This window comes from Aliihoeflea sp. 40Bstr573 (genome assembly GCF_024105655.1).
Taxonomy (GTDB): domain Bacteria; phylum Pseudomonadota; class Alphaproteobacteria; order Rhizobiales; family Rhizobiaceae; genus Aliihoeflea.
Genome location: NZ_JAAAMH010000001.1, coordinates 308,095 through 325,366 on the forward strand (window position 1 = coordinate 308,095; position 17,272 = coordinate 325,366).

At 63.7% G+C, this 17,272-nt stretch carries 15 protein-coding genes; 1 reads left to right on the forward strand and 14 read right to left on the reverse strand.

The features are described 5' to 3' along the window. Position 1: 1 nt before the first annotated feature. Together secDF and yajC are read right to left on the reverse strand one after the other, a co-directional pair. Positions 2-2,557: a protein translocase subunit SecDF gene (gene secDF, locus GTK01_RS01470; RefSeq protein ID WP_252924068.1), complete on the reverse strand. Its 2,556-nt coding sequence runs from the start codon at positions 2,555-2,557 to the stop codon at positions 2-4. Positions 2,558-2,691: 134 nt separating this feature from the next. After that, positions 2,692-3,030: a preprotein translocase subunit YajC gene (gene yajC / locus GTK01_RS01475; protein WP_252924070.1), complete on the reverse strand. Its 339-nt coding sequence runs from the start codon at positions 3,028-3,030 to the stop codon at positions 2,692-2,694. Between the two features lie 203 nt (positions 3,031-3,233). Here yajC and GTK01_RS01480 point away from each other — a divergent pair, with 203 nt between their 5' ends. Further along, on the forward strand, positions 3,234-4,067 hold the full coding sequence (locus GTK01_RS01480) for an ATP-binding protein (protein ID WP_252924390.1): 834 nt from the start codon (positions 3,234-3,236) through the stop codon (positions 4,065-4,067). A 149-nt stretch (positions 4,068-4,216) separates the two neighbouring features. Here GTK01_RS01480 and GTK01_RS01485 read toward each other — a convergent pair whose 3' ends face one another. The 12 genes from GTK01_RS01485 to GTK01_RS01540 all read right to left on the reverse strand — a co-directional run bounded on the left by GTK01_RS01485 (position 4,217) and on the right by GTK01_RS01540 (position 17,194). Beyond that, positions 4,217-5,521: a peptidoglycan DD-metalloendopeptidase family protein gene (locus tag GTK01_RS01485; RefSeq protein ID WP_252924072.1), complete on the reverse strand. Its 1,305-nt coding sequence runs from the start codon at positions 5,519-5,521 to the stop codon at positions 4,217-4,219. 103 nt (positions 5,522-5,624) lie between these two features. Further along, complete coding sequence (locus GTK01_RS01490) at positions 5,625-6,275, reverse strand: protein-L-isoaspartate(D-aspartate) O-methyltransferase (RefSeq protein WP_252924074.1); 651 nt, start codon at positions 6,273-6,275, stop codon at positions 5,625-5,627. Then, complete coding sequence (surE, locus tag GTK01_RS01495; RefSeq protein WP_252924076.1) at positions 6,275-7,033, reverse strand: 5'/3'-nucleotidase SurE; 759 nt, start codon at positions 7,031-7,033, stop codon at positions 6,275-6,277. Before surE ends, GTK01_RS01490 begins: the two co-directional genes overlap by 1 nt. 11 nt (positions 7,034-7,044) lie before the next feature. Then, positions 7,045-8,349: a serine--tRNA ligase gene (serS, locus tag GTK01_RS01500; protein ID WP_252924078.1), complete on the reverse strand. Its 1,305-nt coding sequence runs from the start codon at positions 8,347-8,349 to the stop codon at positions 7,045-7,047. A 65-nt stretch (positions 8,350-8,414) separates the two neighbouring features. After that, positions 8,415-9,242 (reverse strand): twin-arginine translocase subunit TatC, encoded by an 828-nt coding sequence (gene tatC / locus GTK01_RS01505; protein WP_252924080.1) that lies wholly within the window; start codon positions 9,240-9,242, stop codon positions 8,415-8,417. Next, entirely contained in the window at positions 9,239-9,844 is a 606-nt protein-coding gene (tatB, locus tag GTK01_RS21015; RefSeq protein WP_305883879.1) for a Sec-independent protein translocase protein TatB, read from the reverse strand. Before tatB ends, tatC begins: the two co-directional genes overlap by 4 nt. 37 nt (positions 9,845-9,881) lie before the next feature. Continuing rightward, positions 9,882-10,109, reverse strand: a complete 228-nt coding sequence (locus GTK01_RS01515; protein ID WP_024585633.1) for a twin-arginine translocase TatA/TatE family subunit — start codon at positions 10,107-10,109, stop codon at positions 9,882-9,884. 36 nt (positions 10,110-10,145) lie between these two features. Continuing rightward, complete coding sequence (locus GTK01_RS01520) at positions 10,146-11,258, reverse strand: ATP-binding cassette domain-containing protein (RefSeq protein WP_252924082.1); 1,113 nt, start codon at positions 11,256-11,258, stop codon at positions 10,146-10,148. Between the two features lie 35 nt (positions 11,259-11,293). Continuing rightward, on the reverse strand, positions 11,294-12,010 hold the full coding sequence (scpB, locus tag GTK01_RS01525) for an SMC-Scp complex subunit ScpB (RefSeq protein WP_252924083.1): 717 nt from the start codon (positions 12,008-12,010) through the stop codon (positions 11,294-11,296). A 1-nt stretch (position 12,011) separates the two neighbouring features. Further along, a complete protein-coding gene (locus GTK01_RS01530; protein WP_371924237.1) occupies positions 12,012-12,818 on the reverse strand; it encodes a ScpA family protein in 807 nt (268 codons plus the stop codon). Between the two features lie 10 nt (positions 12,819-12,828). Further along, complete coding sequence (nagZ, locus tag GTK01_RS01535; RefSeq protein ID WP_252924084.1) at positions 12,829-13,848, reverse strand: beta-N-acetylhexosaminidase; 1,020 nt, start codon at positions 13,846-13,848, stop codon at positions 12,829-12,831. 82 nt (positions 13,849-13,930) lie between these two features. Continuing rightward, a complete protein-coding gene (locus GTK01_RS01540) occupies positions 13,931-17,194 on the reverse strand; it encodes an SPOR domain-containing protein (RefSeq protein ID WP_252924085.1) in 3,264 nt (1,087 codons plus the stop codon). Between the last annotated feature and the right edge of the window lie 78 nt (positions 17,195-17,272).

Genomic DNA, 17,272 nt, shown 5'->3' on the forward strand with positions numbered 1-17,272 from the left:
GTCAAGCCTTGCTCGACTGCGCCGGCGTCGCGCCGGTGGCCTCGTCCTGTTCTTCCTTCGCCGGGCGAAGGTTGAACAAGATGAGCAATGGGCCGGCCACGAAGACTGAGGAATACGTGCCGACGAGGATGCCGATGATCATGGCGATGGTGAAGGAAGCGATGACCTCGCCGCCGAACAGATAGAGCGCGAAGAGCGCGAGCAATGTGGTGACGCCCGTGAGAATGGTCCGCGAGAGGGTCTGGTTCAGCGACATGTCGAGAACGCCTTCGATCGGCATTTTCTTGTATCGTCGAAGATTCTCGCGCACCCGGTCGTAGATGACGACCGTGTCGTTGATCGAGTAGCCCACCACCGTCAGCACGGCGGCAATACTCGTCAGATTGAACTCGATCCCCAGCAGCACGTAGAAGCCGATCAGCATGATCACGTCATGTAGGGTCGAGATGATCGCGCCGAGGGCAAATTGCCACTCGAATCGAAGCCAGATGTAGACGAGCATGGCGAACATCGCGACGACGACCGCGATCGTGCCATTGAGCGCAAGCTCGCTCGAGATGGTCGGGCCGACAATCTCGACGCGGCGGAACTCGTAGTCTGCTTCCAGCACGCTGCGCACTTGTTGCACGGCCTGTTGCTCGGCCGTATCGCTTTCGGCGTCCTGCGTTCCGATGCGGATCAGAAGTTCGTCGGGGCTGCCGAATTCCTGGACCTGCACCTCGCCGAGGTTGAGGTCCGTCAATCGGTTGCGGACGTCGCCCGCGTCGGCGGGACCTTCGCGGGACTGGACCTCGATACTGGACCCTCCGCGGAAGTCGATGCCGTAGTTCATGTTGATCGTGAAGAACATCCCGATCGACGCCAGCGTGAGCAGCACGGAGACCACGAAGCCCCAGTTCCGGTACCTCATGAACGGAATCTTCGTGTCATACGGGATGTAACTGACCGCGCCCGCCGGCATCTCGGTGGGGCGCTGGCGGCGCAGCCACCAAGAGATCAGCCAACGCGTCAGCGTGTAGGCGGTGAAGACCGTCGTGATGATGCCGATCGCAAGCGTCACGGCGAAGCCTCGGACCGGGCCGGAGCCGAGGAAAAACAGAATGGCAGCAGCGATGAACGTCGTCAGATTGGCATCGACGACCGTCGCAAGAGCGCGCTGGAAGCCCGCATCGAGCGACTGTACCAGCGACCGCCCCTGGCGCCGCTCCTCGCGCACGCGTTCGAAGATGATGACGTTCGAATCGACCGCCATGCCCATCGTCAACACGATGCCGGCGATGCCGGGCAACGTCAGCGTTGCGCCAAGCATCGACAGGATCGCGATGATCATCGCGATATTGGCGATCAGCGCGATGTTGGCGATGATGCCCAGCTTGCCGTAGGCGATGACCATGAAACCGACGACCAGGATCGCCGCAAGAATGGAGGCGAACTGGCCCGCCTCGATCGAATCCTGGCCAAGGCTCGGACCGACGGTGCGTTCCTCGATGATCGTTAAATCGGCAGGGAGCGCGCCGGCGCGCAACAGAACCGCGAGGTCGTTCGCGCCCTGGACGGTAAAGCTGCCCGAAATCTGGCCGGAGCCGCCGAGGATCGGCTCGTTGATGCGCGGGGCCGAGATCACCTCGTCGTCGAGGATGATCGCAAAGGGACGGCCGACATTTTGCTGCGTCGCCTGGCCGAACCGCGTGGCGCCCTGATTGTCGAAGCGGAACGAAACCACCGGTTCGTTGGTGCGCTGATCGAACGTCGCCTGCGCGTCGACGAGGTTCTCGCCCGATACAATGACGCGGTTCTCGATGAGATAGGGAACGCGCGGCTCGTCGGACGAGTAGAGAATGTGTGTCCCCGCCGGCGGGCGGCCGTCGATGGCGTCCTGGACGTCGTTTGTGACATCGACCATCTGGAAGGTGAGCTGCGCCGTCTGGCCGAGGATTTCCTTCAGCCGTTCGGGGTCCTGCAGACCAGGAACCTGCACGAGGATACGGTCCTCGCCCTGGCGCTGGATGATCGGCTCTGTCGTGCCGAGTTCGTTGACGCGTCGCCCGACGACTTCGATCGATTGGTTCAACGCCGAGTTTAGACGATATGCAAGCCCGTCCTCGCTGAGCGACAGTCGGAAGAGGCCCGGTTCGGTCTCGGCCAGATTGACTTCGGTGACGAGCCCGGTTCCGAACAGGCCGGATGAGACCGGCTCGGCGAGTGCCTGCAAGGCGGTACGCGCCGCCTCGATCTGGCTTTCGTCGCGCACGCGCACCTGAACCGCGCTGCCGCTTTCCGTCAGACCCGTATAACCAATGCCCGCGTCGCGCAGCGTGGTGCGCACGTCGTCCCGCACCGTCGCCAGCCGATCCTCCGCCAGGTCCTGCCTGTCAATCTGCAACAGCATGTGCGAGCCGCCCTGCAGATCGAGCCCAAGCGTCATCTGCCGCTTCGGCAGCCAGTCCGGCAACCCTGCCAGCGTGGACTGGGAAAAGAGGTTCGGCAGGGCGAAGATGACGCCGAACAGAACCACGAGCCAGATCGAGATCGTCTTCCAGCGGGAAAAGTAAAGCATTGGGCCTCTTACGGGCGGTTTGTGCCGGGGCAGTCTCGCCCCGTGTCACACAGTCGGCTTGTCTATTGGGTCAACGCATGCGGTATGAAGGTCGCTGCATGCGGCCTCAACCGGGTCGTGGGCCCCAAATGCGACTACTTCTTGGCGTTCTGATTGGCGACCGGCTCGCCCTTGACGCGGACATCGGCGATCATCGCGCGAAGCGACGTGACCTTGACGCCGTTGCCCAGGTCGATCTCCAGCTCGTTGTCGTCGATCACCTTGGTAACCTTGCCGATCAGGCCGCCGCCGGTGACGACGGTATCGCCACGCCGAATGGCGGCCAGCATTTCCGTGCGCTTCTTCATCTGCGTCCGCTGCGGGCGGATGATCAGAAAATACATGATCACGAAGATCAAGAGGAAGGGCAAAATACTGACGAAAATGTCGGGGGCGCCGCCTGCTGCCTGCGCATATGCGGGGGTCACGAACATTGCTTGCTCCTGGTGAGAATACGCAAAGGGACCGCATGCGGCGGTCCCGTCAAATCGGCGCGAATATAGTCGCTAAGCCCATCAATGCAACTCTTGTTGCCGCCGGTTACACCGCTTTGCGCCCGAGCGGCTGCGTGATAGAGCCGCAGCGGATAAAAAGCCGGAGGAACTGGAACTTGGAACGCCCCGACGTCGCCGAATTGATGATGCGCCTTGATCGGCTTGCCGACGCGCTCGAACGAATGGGACCGCGCCAACCAGCGGCGCCCGATCTCGACAGCGCCGAATGTTTCGTCTGGAATGCAGAGAGGCTCACGCTCGATTCGGTCGTCAAGGTCAGCCGCATCGACATCCAGCTCATCAAGGGTGTCGACCGCGTGCGCGACATCCTCGTCGAGAACACGCACCGATTCGCTGCGGGCCACGCCGCCAACAATGTGCTCCTGTGGGGCGCGCGGGGCATGGGCAAATCCTCACTCGTCAAGGCCGCGCATGCCGAAGCGGTCCTTGAGCACCCCGGTCTCAAGCTGATCGAAATCCACCGCGAGGACATCGATACCCTCCCCCGCCTTCTCGGTCTCCTGAAGGATACGCCGTTCCGCTTCATTCTCTTTTGCGACGACCTCTCCTTCGATCATGACGACACGTCCTACAAGTCGTTGAAGGCGGCGCTCGAAGGCGGCGTGGAGGGCCGGCCGGACAATGTCGTCTTCTACGCGACGTCGAACCGCCGCCATCTCCTGCCGCGCGACATGATCGACAACGAGCGCTCCACCGCGATCAATCCGGCCGAGGCCGTCGAGGAGAAGGTATCGCTATCCGACCGTTTCGGCCTGTGGCTCGGTTTTCACAAATGCTCGCAGGACGAATATCTGGAAATGATCGATGGCTATGCGGCGCACTTCGCGCTCGACGTGCCTAGCGACGAACTGCACCATTCTGCGCTGGAGTGGTCGACGACCCGCGGCGCGCGCTCTGGCCGCGTTGCCTGGCAGTTCATTCAGGATCTCGCCGGCCAGCTCGGCCGCAGGCTCTGACGCAAGCGCAAATTGCCCGCCCCGCAAGCGGGACGGGCAGACGCAATCCTGGACTGGAGAACTAAACAGGCAGCGTCGATCGCCGACCACACTGTGCGGCAAGGCGCAAACGCCTCGCACCGCACAAATGTGGCAAAATCATTGCCTGCCTATTCGAGATAGCTTGCCGGGTTGACCGGCGCGGAGTCCTTGCGAACCTCGAAGCGAAGCTTCGGAGCGTCGGCATTGCCGCTCATGCCCGACGTTGCGATCTGCTGGCCGCGCGTCACTTTCTCGCCACGCGCCACCTTCAGGTCGCTCGCATGGCCGTAGACGGTGACAAGGCCGTTGTCGTGGCGGACCAGCACGGTGTTCCCGAACTCCTTGAGGCCGTCGCCTGCATAGATCACGACGCCGTTCTCGGCGGCCATGACGGGCGTGCCCTGGGGAACGGAGATGTCGATGCCGTCACCGCTCTGGGCGGAGCCGAAATTCGAGATCACGCGGCCGCGCACGGGCCAGCGCATCTTGCCGACGCCAGTCGAGTCGGGCGCAACGGCCGCGCCGTCCTTGACCGCCGCCTCGACCGACTGCTGCGCCGAGGAAGATGGCGCATAGGCTGCGGCCTGCGGCTGTGAGGTCTCGGCCGGTTTTTGGGGCGCAACCGTACCATTGGTGACAACCGGATCGGGCTTGGGCGCGGCGCTGGCGACCTGCGTCGTCGACTGAGCCGAGGCACCCGGAATGGTCAGGGTCTGGCCGATACGAATCAGGCCGCTGTCGAGATTATTGGCCCGCTTGATGGCGTCTGCCGAAACGCCCGTGCGGCGCGAGATGGCCGAAAGCGTGTCACCGGAGGCCACGGTGTAGCTGGCCCCGCCTGATGCCCCGGGAGCAGGCGCGGCTTGCGGCTGCTCAGCCTGTCCGGCGTCACCCACCTTCGGCGTCTGCGGCAGGACGGCGACCTGCGTCTGGTCGGGCTGCTGTGGCGCAGGCTGCGCTGGAGCTGGAAGCGCATTGGAGGCAGGCAGCGTCGGCGCCGGCTGTTTCACCTGCGGAGCGGCGGCCATCTGGCTGCCCGACGGCGGCGCGAGTGTCGCACGTCCGACGGGAGACGCGGCAACCCCCTGGCTCGCATAGACGGGCTGCGGCTGCTGGTAAACCGACTGCTGAGCCTGCGCTTGATAGACAGGCTGCCCGCCGCCAACCGTCGCGGCCGGGACCGGCGCGCCGCGCTGGCCGTTACGCGAAACCGACCCGGTATAGGTCTGGTCGACGCCGGCGACCTGCTGGTCCCCCGGATAGGGCTGCGAGACGGGCGCCACGGCGGCCGTGCTGCTCGACGAGCCGGTGAAGAGTGAATCCTGGAAGCGCTGAACGTTCGAGCTGCAACCGGCAGCCAGGCCGCCAACCAGCGCGATTGCGGCGCTGCGCAGGAGAATCTGTCGCGTCTGATGAGAAAGGCCGAAGCACATGGCAGAACCCGCAATTACCCGATACCAACTGATCTGGATTAAAGCGCGTTAATCTTACTGCCCGGTTAAATTCAGCGGCAAATTCATGGCATTTCAGCGGAATTTAGATCACCGCCGCCACACCTTTGACGATCGGCTGGAAGCGCACGCGTCCGATGTCCTCGCGCTCGAAGCGGCTGCCGACCTTGGTCAGGCGCGCGAGTGCCTGCTCGTCCTCCGCCGGGCCGATCGCCGCGATCATGATCCCGTTGCTCGACAACTGGTCGACGAAATGGCGCGGCAGCGTATCGAAAGCGCACCAGGCGATGATGCGGTCGAAAGGTCCTTCCGCGCCGACGCCGGAAAGCCCGTCCACATGGCGCACCACGACGTTCTGGAGACCGAGAGATTCGATCCGCGCCTGCGCCTGTTCGCAGAGCGTTCTGTAACGCTCGAGCGACAGCACGCGGCCCGCGACCCGGCCGAGAACGGCGGCCGTATAGCCCGATCCGGTCCCGATTTCGCAAACCCGATGTCCTGCCTGGACACTGAGCGCCGCGAGGCACTGAGCCTGTAGGTCGATGCCTTCGATGACTTCGCCGCATTCGATGGGGACCGGCCGGCGCGACCAGGCATCGGCCTGCCACTGGCTGGGCACGAAGCCCTGGCGTGGCGTTGCCTCGATCGCCGCAATCAACTCGCGCCCTGTCAGGCCGAGCGCGCGGGCGCGCAGGAGAAATGCAGCAAACCCTTCCCGCTCGACCGTGTCCGTCATTACTGCAGCGCCTTTGCGAGCTGGTCCTTGATCTCGTTTGCCGTCAGGTCGAGATGCAGCGGGGTGATCGAGATGTAGTTATCGCGCAGCGCCGCAAGATCGGTGCCCTCGCGAATTTCGGACGGCTCGCGGCCGAATCGCAGCCAGTAATAGGGAAAGCCGCGCCCATCCTTGCGCTTGTCGAGCCAGAGGCCGTGGACGCGCTTGCCCTGGCTGGTGACGCGCGAACCCTTGACCTCGCCGGGCGGGCAATTCGGAAAGTTGATGTTGAGGAAGATACCAGCCGGGATCGAGGCGTCGAGCATCCGGCGCAGGATGGACGGCGCATGCGTCTCGGCCGTCTCCCAGTGCAGCGTGCGACCTTCCTCCGTCACGTTGTAGCCCTGGCTCAGCGCAACCGACGCGATGCCGAGAAGCGTGCCTTCCATCGCGCCCGCGACGGTTCCTGAATAGGTCACGTCGTCGGCGACGTTGGAGCCGGAATTGACGCCCGACAGGATGAGATCCGGCGGCTCGGGCAGGATTTCGCGCACGCCCATGATGACGCAGTCGGTCGGCGTGCCGCGAACGGCGAAGTGCCGATCCGATATCTTGCGCATCCGCAGCGGTTCGGACAGCGAGAGCGAGTGCGCGAAGCCCGACTGGTCGGTTTCCGGCGCCACCACCCACACATCGTCGGAGAGTTCCCGCGCGATCCGCTCCAGAACCTGCAATCCTTCGGCGTGGATGCCATCGTCATTGGTGAGCAGAATGCGCAAGATGAGTTCTCCTATTTGACGCCGATCTTCTCCAGCCCGCCCATATAGGACCGCAAGGCTTGCGGGACGGTGACGCTGCCGTCCTCGTTCTGGTAATTTTCCATGACCGCGATCAGTGCGCGGCCGACCGCCGTCCCCGAACCGTTCAGCGTATGAACGAAGCCGGTGCCCTTGCCGTCCGCCCGGCGGAAGCGCGCATTCATGCGCCGCGCCTGGAAGGCGCCGCAGACCGAGCAGGACGAGATTTCGCGATAGGCATTCTGGCCGGGCAGCCAGACCTCGATGTCGTAGGTCTTGCGGGCGCCAAAGCCCATGTCGCCGGTGCAAAGGGTGACCGTGCGGAATGGGAGGTCGAGACGCTTCAGCACCTCCTCGGCACAGGCCGTCATCCGCTCGTGCTCGGCGATCGACTCGTCCGGTGCGGTAATCGACACGAGCTCGACCTTGTAGAACTGGTGCTGGCGCAGCATGCCCCGCGTGTCGCGCCCGGCGGAGCCGGCTTCCGAACGGAAGCACGGGGTCAGCGCAGTCATGCGCAGCGGCAGGCGGTCGTTCGCGACGATTTCCTCGCGCACCATATTGGTCAGGGACACTTCGGCCGTGGGAATGAGGCCGAGCCTGCCTTCGCCGTGCTTGGCGAAAAAGAGGTCTTCCTCAAATTTCGGAAGCTGGTTCGTTCCAAACAGCGCCTCGTCGCGGACCAGCAGCGGCACCTGCATTTCGGTATAGCCATGCTCGCTCGTATGGAGGTCGAGCATGAACTGGCCGAGCGCGCGTTCCAGCCGCGCGATCTGGCCGGACAGCACCGTAAAGCGCGAACCCGAAAGCCTGGCGGCGCGCTCGAAATCCATCTCGCCGAGCGCCTCGCCGATCTCGAAATGCTCGCGTGTCCAGTTGGTTTTCGGCTTCGGCTCGCCGAGCCGGCGCACCTCGACATTGTCGTTCTCGTCCTTGCCAATCGGAACGTCATCCAGGGGGATATTGGGCAGCACGGCCAGCGCATCGGTCATTTTGCGGTCGAGATCGCGCTCGATTGCCTCGCCGTTCTGGACGAATGCTTTGATGTCGGCGACTTCGGCCTTCAGCCGCTCGGCAAGATCCATGTCGCCGGAGCGCATCGCATTGCCGATTTCCTTCGAGGCGGCGTTTCGACGCTCCTGCCTTTCCTGCAGCGCGACGAGATGGGCGCGGCGCGCTTCGTCGTGGCCGATGATTTCCTCGACCTTGGCGGCAGCCTCGTCCTTCGTCCATCCGCGCTTCACGAGAGCGGCGGCAAGCGCTTCAGGCTGTTCGCGAATCCATTTGATGTCGAGCATTGGCAGAGCGTCCCGGTGATATTTCAGGGACTGCCGCGACCGAACGATGACGGCCCGGCGAGCGCCTAGACCTTCGACGACGCAGCCTCCGCTTCCTCGCGGGCGATGCGCTCCCGTTCGCGATTGCGTTCGAGCCTGCGGGCAATCCAGATTGAGACCTCGTAGAGAAGGATCGTTGGCAGCGCAAGACCGATCTGGCTGACCGGATCGGGCGGCGTGATGACGGCCGCGACCACGAACGCGGCGACAATCATGTACTTGCGCTTGTCCGCCAGGCCGGCAGCCGTGACCATGCCGACCCGGGCCATCAGCGTCGTCACGACGGGAAGCTGGAACACCAGGCCGAACGCGAAGATCAGCGTCATGATGAGGCTGAGATACTCCGAAACGCGCGGCAGGAGCGAGATCTGGATTTCCTGGTCGGGACCCACCTGCTGCATCGACAGGAAGAACCACATGACCATCGGCGTGAAGAAGAAATAGACCAGCGCCGCGCCCATCAGAAAGAGGATCGGAGATGCGATCAGGAACGGTAGGAAGGCCGCGCGCTCGTTCTTGTAGAGGCCCGGCGCGACGAACTTGTAGATCTGGTTGGCGATCAACGGAAAGGCCAGCACCATGCCCCCGAACATGCCGAGCTTGATCTGTGTGAAGAAAAATTCCTGCGGCGCGGTGTAGATGAGATCGACGCTCTTGGGGTCGAGCCCCGCCCACTCCGTCGCCCATTGGAAAGGAATGACCAGAAGGTTGAAAAGTTCGCGAGCGAAGAAGAAGCACAGGAGAAACGCGACGAAGAAGCCGATCAGCGCCCGGATCAACCGCGAGCGCAGTTCGATCAGGTGATCGAGCAGCGGCGCGGAGCTGGACTCGATATCGTCGTCATTCTTGGTCACTTGTCTGCCTTCGCCTTGGCCGTGCTCGTCTTGGCTGCTTTCGTCGCCGGCTTCGTCTTCGCGACCGGCTTGGCCGTTGCAGCCTTCGTGGGGGCGGCTGTGCCATTCCCCTTCGCGGCGGCCTTGGCGGCCGACGCCTTCGCAGGACGCGCCGCCTTGACCGGTGCCTCTGCCGGGGCAGGCGTCGCAACCGAAGGAGCCTTGGTCATCGCCTCGGGCATTGCCGTCGCGCCGGCCTTTTGCGGTGCGGCGGGCTGCGGCGTCGAGGACGGTTTTTCGGCGGAGATCGGCGTCGCAGGCGTCATCGCCTTGTCGAGCCCGGACCGCACGTCCTTTGCCGCCTGCTCCATCGGGTTCAGCGCCTTCCTGATTTCGGACGCCGGATTGAGCTTGCGCGCATCGTCGGCAAGCGATTTCAGATCCTTGAGGTCGGCTTCCTTGATCGCCTCGTCGAACTGCTTGCGGAAATCACCCGCCATCGATCGCACCGTCGACATGGTCTTGCCGAAGGAGCGCAGGAGGCGCGGCAAATCCTTTGGGCCCACGACCACGATCAGGACGATCGCGACTACGAGAATTTCGGACCAGCTAAGATCGATCATCATTCATGTCCGCGTCAGGCAATGCGGCCTTGCGCGATCAGGACGACGTCTTCCCGACCTTGTCCTTGCCCGTCGGCGCCATCGGCTCGTCGGCACGGTGATCGAGCGTCTTGGTTCCAACGTCCTCGTCGTCGGCCATGCCCTTCTTGAAGCTCTTGATGCCCTTGGCCATGTCACCCATCAACTCGGGAATCTTGCCCCGGCCGAACAGGAGAAGGACGACGACAAGCACGATGAGCCAGTGCCAAATCGAGAAGCTACCCATGATCACTCTCTTTCGAACAATTCGTTCGTTCTTGACTTATGCGTTTTCGGAACGGCTTTCAAACACGAGAACATCAGACTTTCTGACGTTTAGCCAGACGTCCCGGCTCGTCCGGGCCAATGCGCCGCAGCGGATGCGCGCCCGCACGTGTCGCTCTGCCCCTTGAACCGCAAGTTCCAGCATTTCCACCACCCCAAGGAAACGGCGTGATACCACCCGTGCCGGGATTTCGCCAACGCTTTCCGACACATCGAATGCCGAAAGCCGCGTCGCAACCGAGACGGCCTGGCCATCTTGAATGCCGTTTGCGTCGAAAATGCCGATGGGCGTCTCGACCCGCCCTGATAACGCGCGGCCATCGAAAATATTCAATTCGGAGAAGAACCCCGCCGCGAAAAGACTGACGGGCGAATTGAAGAGTTCTTCCGCCGTTCCGGTCTGTATGAGTTCACCGTTCCTCAGGAGCGCGATCCGGTCGCCCATCCGCATCGCCTCCTCGGCGTCATGGGTAACCACGACGGCGGTCGAGCGGCTTTGGCGCAGGATCCCAAGCGTTTCGGCCCGAACCTGGTCCTTGAGGCGCGAATCGAGGCCGGAGAACGGTTCGTCCATCAGGAGCACGCCGGGGCGTGGCGCAATCGCGCGGGCGAGCGCCACGCGCTGCTGCTCGCCCCCAGAAAGGACGTGCGGGTAGGAATTTGCATAGGCGTCGAGCCCGACGCGTCCGAGCGAAATCAACGCCTCGCGCTTGGCTTCCTCCCGCGACAGTGCGGTCAATCCGAACTTCACGTTTTCGAGGATCGTCAGGTGCGGAAAGAGCGCAAAATCCTGAAAAACGAGGCCGATCGAGCGGCTTTCGGGCGGAACGAAGACGTTTGGGCCGGAAATTTCGCGGTCGTTCAGAAGGACCCGGCCGCTTCGCTGCGTCTCGATCCCGGCTGCGATGCGCAAGAGCGTCGTCTTGCCGGAACCTGACGGGCCAAGAAGGCACAGGACCTCGCCGGGCTCAGCCGAAAGCGAGACGTTCCGCAGCGTCTCGGCATGCGAATTGAAGGAATGCGAGATGTTCTCGAAGGAGAGCCGCGACGCAAACGCCACGCCTGCGGTCGTGACCCGTCCGTCCTGCCTGCGTTCGCTCGTTTCAGTCACTTGACCTCCGACGCCGCGACCTGCGGCGCTCCGCGTCAATCATCCTCGACCTTGGGTGTCAACAGGCCGAGTTCCTCCAGATCTAAGTCGGTGAGCGGCTCCTCGTCCTCACCATAGATGCCGGGGTCGGCAGGCGGCTGCGGAATGTGGAGATTGGCCGGCAGCCGCGCCGACAAGAGCCCTGCCCCGCGCAACTCGTCCATGCCAGGCAGATCCCGGATCTCGCCAAGGCCGAAATGGTCGAGGAACGCTTCCGTCGTTCCGTAGGTGACGGGCCGGCCCGGTGTCTTGCGCCGCCCGCGCATCCGAACCCAGCCTGTCTCGAGCAGCGCGTCGAGCGTACCCTTGGCCGTCTCCACGCCTCGGATATCCTCCATTTCCGCCCGGGTGACCGGCTGGTGGTAAGCGATGATGGCGAGAACCTCGAGCGCGGCGCGGGAGAGTTTCTTCTGCTGAATCTGATCGCGGGCGAGCAGGAAGGACAGGTCGGATGCGGTGCGGAAGGCCCAACCTTCACCGACCCGGATCAGGTTCACGCCACGCGAGGAGTAGAGCTTTTGAAGTTCGGTCAGGACAGTTGCGATATCGACATCAGCGGGAAGTCTATCCATCAAATAACGGGCTGAAACCGGCTCAGACGAGGCAAAAATGAGCGCTTCAGCCATCCGGATGGCTCCAAAAAGGTCCGGATCGGGCGATTTCGAACTCGTCTGCCCCAAGAATGCGATGACTTTTCCGGCGTTCTGGTCCATCTCAGGCACTCTTCGACTTCAGATAGAGCGGTGCGAAAGCGCCCTCCTGACGAACTTGAAACTGTCCTTCGCGGACGAGTTCCAACGTCGCCGCAAACGAACTCGCGATCGCGCTGGCACGCTCCTCCGGTGCGACGACATAATCGATCAGGAAGCGGTCGAGCGCTGTCCACTCGGTGAAACTGCCCATCAGCCGCGTCAGGAGTTCGCGCGCGTCCTTCAAGGACCAGACGCCACGCTTTGCGATTTGCACGCTTGTCACCGCCGCCCGCTGGCGTTGGGAGGCGTAAGCGATGAGGAGATCGTAGAGCGAGGCTGTGTAGGTGCTTTCGCGGCGGATCGCGATCGGCTCAGGCATGCCGCGGGCAAAGACGTCGCGGCCAAGATGATCGCGGTTCATCAGCCGGTTCCCGGCCTCGCGCATGGCTTCGAGCCGGCGCAGACGATACTGCAGCACGGCCGCCAGCTCGTCACCGCTCTGGCCATCGTCGGTTTTCTTGTGCGGAATCAGAAGCTTGGACTTCAGGAAGGCGAGCCAGGCCGCCATCACGAGATAGTCGGCCGCAAGCTCGATGCGCAGATGCCGCGCGCGCTCGATGAATGTCAGATACTGTTCGGCAAGGGCCAGGACCGAGATGCGGGCGAGATCGACCTTCTGGCCACGCGCAAGGTGCAGGAGAAGGTCGAGGGGACCTTCAAATCCATCGACATCAACGACCAGCGCGGGATCGGAGGCGGCACGACCGCTCTCGTCCCAGAATTCGTCCAGGGGAAGCGTCGGGGCCGCTGTCGGCGTCTCTTTGGCCAATCTCGTCCTTCTAGGCTGCGGGCGCGAGCAAATCCTCAAACTCGCGGCGCAGCGCATTCCCGTCTTCGTGCCCGCCATTTGCGATGGCCGCCATGGCGCGCGCTGCGCGTTGTTTCGCCTCCCCCGAAAGAACCGGCGCCGCCGAAGCGACCGCTACCATCTCGTCCATCACGCCGTTGCAGTGAAGAACGACGTCGCAGCCTGCGGCAAGTGACGACTGCGTCCGCGTGGCGAAATCCCCAGAAAGCGCCTTCATCGAAAGATCGTCGCTCATCAGGAGGCCATCGAAGCCTATCTCGCCGCGAATGAAGTCGCGAATCGCGCGGGGCGATGTCGTCGCAGGATTCTCGGCATCGATAGCTGTATAGACGACGTGGGCCGTCATCGCGGCGGGCGCGTCCTGCAGCGCCTGGAACGGCACGAAATCATGATGGCGCAACTCGTCCAACGACGCGTCAACGACCGGCAGCGCATGGTGGCTGTCTGAGAAGGCCCGGCCATGGCCGGGAATATGCTTGATGACGGGCATCACGCCGCCGGCTAGAAGCCCTTCCGCCGCCGCCCGACCGAGGACCGCGACGGCCCGAGGGTCACGCGCATAGGCGCGATCGCCGATTACGTCATGCGATCCTTCGATGGGAACGTCGAGGACAGGGAGGCAATCTGCATTGATGCCGTACTGCATCAGATCGAGCGCATGGAGGCGCGACATCAGCCATGATGCGCGGATGCCGGCCTGCGGATCGGACGCGTGGATTCGGCCGAGAATCTCGGCTGGCGGATAGTGGCCGGCAAGCGGCGGACGCAGGCGCTGGACCCGCCCGCCTTCCTGGTCGATGAAAATCGCCGCATCGGAACGACCGACGCAATCGCGCAGATCGGCGACGAGATCTCGGATCTGCTCCGGCTCCGCCAGATTGCGGGCAAACAGGATGAACGCCCACGGCGCTTCGCCCTTGAAGAAGGCACGCTCCTGCGGCGTCAGAACGGGGCCCGAGGCACCCAGGATAAGCGCTTTCGAATCGGTCATTTCTCAACCATGGCACGGAGTTTTCGGCCGTCAATCGGCCCGTGAAACCAGAAGGCCGGGCAATGGCCCGGCCTTGGTGGTTTTATCGCGATACGAAGCAGTTGCCGCCAGCACCTTTGAAGCTTTCGCAAAGGTTGATGGCCTCGTCGCGCGTCGCGGCCGGAATGCGCACCCGGTAGAACGTACCCATGCCCTCGATGTCGGCGCGCACGATGTTGACGCCCTTGCCTTCCAGAACCGAGCCGTAGCGGCGGGCGAGGTCCTGATAGGCGCTTTGCGCGCCTTCGGCGGTTGGCTGCGAGGCGATCTGCATCGACCACTCGCCGACAGCCGGCGCGGCGGAAGCGCTTTGCGCGACAGGCGCCTGCGCCGCAGGCGCCTCTGCAGCGGCAACTTGAACCGGCGCTGGCTGGCTGACGGGCGCGGCCGAAGGCTGAGGACGCGAGGGAACAACGCCAACCGTGTCGGGCATGACTGGATCGTCGGCGAGGACTTCGCTTTGCGGAACGAGGGTGCCGATCGGCTGGGCATCCTGCACCAGCGGCACAGCCGTTCCCTGCCCGCTTGCGGCGGCGACAGTCGTCGCTTCCAGTTCGGCGCGGGTTGCGGCGAGCGGAACTTCGTCACGCGGAACGAGCGTTCCATCGGGCCGAACGACCATTGTGCGCACGCGGCGCGGCGCGATCTCGATGCTGTCCTCTTCGATGATGTCCTCGACGCTGCCAAGGCGTTCGTCGCTTTTCACCGAAGCCAGCATCTCGTTCGCCTCGGCTTCGCCGAGCATCGGGATTTCTTCCATGCCGACCAGCGGGAAATCGTCCATCGGCTCGGATGGAGCGACGGCTGCGCGGACATCCATCGGCTCCTCGACAGACGTGACGAGCTGCTCCTGGCCGCCGCCGGGCTCGCCCGAGGCTCCGGTCGCCCGGCGGTAGGCCTGGCTGTTCTGGTTCGGCACTGTGACACCGCCGCGATTTTCCGGCCGCACGCGAACCGGCTCGGGATCGGCCCGCACGATGGCTGGCGCTCCGTCGCCGGCCGGCCCGCCTGAAACGAAATAGCCGAGGCCACCGATGATTGCGATCGCTGCCACACCACCCAAAATGAAGTACTTGCGGCGCATGCCGTCCTTCGGCGCGGATTGGCGCGCGTCGAAGTCGTCGTCGTCGGCGTCGTCGTCGAATTCGACGTCGCCAAACTCGCTGCCGCCCGCGCCCTCCTGTGGCGTATAGGCATAGTCGCCATCGGCGAAATAGCCCTGAAGGGGCGGTTGCTCGAGAGCTTGGGCAGACGCGGCCTGCTGCTGCGGAGCGGGCAACTCCTCTTCCGTCGCCAAGCTGCCGAAGGCCACATCGAGTTCAGCTTCCAGATCGTCCGGCGAAAACAGCGGTGCGACGTCTTCCGGCTCGGTCAGGTCAGGAATATCGAGATCGTCCGCGAGAGCGACCGGCTGGTCTTCCACATCGACGGTCTCGATTTCCGGCGGAACGGGCCTGTTGGCGCGCGCCAGGCCGAAGAGTGGCGTGGCGGGCTGTGCTGCCTCCGTGGAACGGGCGACACTTGAACGCTCGCCCCCGCCAAAGCGGGCTATAGCGGCGGGCGCCAGCGCGGCCAACATGGCGAGCGGACCCGACTTCTTCGGTGCCACGGGTTCTTCGACAAGATTGTCAGAGGACGGCCGCGATGCAGAGAATGCAGCAGCGTCGAAATCGTCTTGGTCAGAGGTTTCGACCTCGAATGCAGTGGCTTCCTGCCCGCCATCCCAGCCATATTCGTCGGCCTCTTGCCACGCAGTGGGCTGAGGTGCGTACTCCTGCTCCAAGTCGGGTTCGTCGAAATCGAAGTCCAGCGCGATTTCGATTTCTTCGCTTTCCACTGGCGATGCGTTCGTGACGACGGGCTGCGCGTCCCCGGCCTCATAGGGCGTTGGTTCATGCCAATCGATGACCTCTTCGCGTGCCGGCACCTGCAGGGCTACGTCGTCGCCGAGCAATGCGCTGAGTTCATCTTCCAGGCTGAGGGTTTCGGATTCTACAGCGGCAGGCGCCGATGTTTCCGGCGCGACCGCGACGGGTGCCGGGTCGACGGCGGTGAAAACCGGTCTGGTCGTCACGGATGCGGCGGCGGCCGCCGGCGCTGACGGCTCGTAGTCGGCGCCCAGCCAGCTCTCAATGTCGTTCAGGACGTCGTCATCATCTGCGATCTCGCGGCGCAATTGCGGCTCGAACGGTGAAGAGAGCTGCGGCTCGACATGCGCCGCCACGGATTCGACCGGGCCTTCAGCCTGCAGTTCGAGCGGCGTCCATGCGAGACTTGCTTCCGGCTCCTGCGCATATTCGGTCTGCTGCTCATGGTCGGCGGCGGGACCGGCCTGCAGCACGTCATCATGAGCGAATGTCGGCGCTGTTTCAGCGGCGTCGGTCTCTGCAAAATGCGTGAGTTCGTCGACAAAGCGCTCGTCCTGCACCTCGTGCTCGGCGGCAACGTCCTCATGTGCCGTCGGTTCATCGAAGCGCCATTCGTCGCCTGTGGCAGCAACCGGCTCGGCCGCCATGTCCTCGGCAACTTCCAGTTCGGCGTCGAACGCGAGATCGAGGTCATCGTCCGAGACGGCTTCGACTCCCGAACTCCAGATTTCGGAACGGTGCGGCGCCGGTTCGGAGAACTGCCCGAGCTCGGTGTTCAATTCGTCGAAGGAGATGGGATCGGCGACAAGCTGAGGCTCGGCGGCGATCTCAGATTGCAGATCAGCAGCCAGGTCGAAGTCCGCAAAGGCCTCGTCCAACTCGTCCGATACCGGATTGGTCACAACCGGATCACCGGCACTTTCGGGCTGGTCCGCGATCTCCGGCACGGATTGGAAGAGCGCGTGCGAGCGGACGTCGAAATCTTCGGGAACATCGTCCTCCGCGTCGAACACAACGCTTTGTTCCACCTGCGTGTCAGCAGTCGACAAAGGCAGATGTGGCCCCTCGTCGGACATGTCGAGCTCGAAAGCCATGTCGAACTCGTCCAGCGCCGCCTCATCTCCGGACCCAGCGTACTCGGGCTCGACATATGAAGGTTCATGGATCGACGGTTCGGACTCAGCTTCCGCGGCCGCCGGCTCATATTCCGGCTCGCGCGACCAATGATCGGCGATCGAGCTGGCGACCGGTCCTGCGTCCGGCTCGTCGAAATCGCCCAGAAGCTCGCGCTCCAGATCGATATCGAAGCTCTCGTTGGCCGAGCGTGACGGTTCCTGCGTGGCCGGGCGCGGCGCGTCTGCCATGCGCATCAACTCGGCAAAGGGATCATTGTCCAGAAAACCGGACTCGTCGGGGCGCTTGAAAGGATTGTCTGCCATGCTTTTTCCCGCACTCGCACTCGGTCGGACGCCGGCGACGTCTCAATGGATCTTGGCCGCTACCAAGGCAATGTGGGC

What these genes read in the sequence shown, in the direction of transcription:
- secDF (WP_252924068.1), bottom strand. Translation starts at nt 2,557, where the DNA reads ATGCTTTACTTTTCCCGCTGGAAGACGATCTCGATCTGGCTCGTGGTT.
- yajC (WP_252924070.1), bottom strand. Translation starts at nt 3,030, where the DNA reads ATGTTCGTGACCCCCGCATATGCGCAGGCAGCAGGCGGCGCCCCCGAC.
- GTK01_RS01480 (WP_252924390.1), top strand. Translation starts at nt 3,234, where the DNA reads ATGATGCGCCTTGATCGGCTTGCCGACGCGCTCGAACGAATGGGACCG.
- GTK01_RS01485 (WP_252924072.1), bottom strand. Translation starts at nt 5,521, where the DNA reads ATGTGCTTCGGCCTTTCTCATCAGACGCGACAGATTCTCCTGCGCAGC.
- GTK01_RS01490 (WP_252924074.1), bottom strand. Translation starts at nt 6,275, where the DNA reads ATGACGGACACGGTCGAGCGGGAAGGGTTTGCTGCATTTCTCCTGCGC.
- serS (WP_252924078.1), bottom strand. Translation starts at nt 8,349, where the DNA reads ATGCTCGACATCAAATGGATTCGCGAACAGCCTGAAGCGCTTGCCGCC.
- tatB (WP_305883879.1), bottom strand. Translation starts at nt 9,844, where the DNA reads ATGATCGATCTTAGCTGGTCCGAAATTCTCGTAGTCGCGATCGTCCTG.
- GTK01_RS01515 (WP_024585633.1), bottom strand. Translation starts at nt 10,109, where the DNA reads ATGGGTAGCTTCTCGATTTGGCACTGGCTCATCGTGCTTGTCGTCGTC.
- scpB (WP_252924083.1), bottom strand. Translation starts at nt 12,010, where the DNA reads ATGGACCAGAACGCCGGAAAAGTCATCGCATTCTTGGGGCAGACGAGT.
- nagZ (WP_252924084.1), bottom strand. Translation starts at nt 13,848, where the DNA reads ATGACCGATTCGAAAGCGCTTATCCTGGGTGCCTCGGGCCCCGTTCTG.
- GTK01_RS01540 (WP_252924085.1), bottom strand. Translation starts at nt 17,194, where the DNA reads ATGGCAGACAATCCTTTCAAGCGCCCCGACGAGTCCGGTTTTCTGGAC.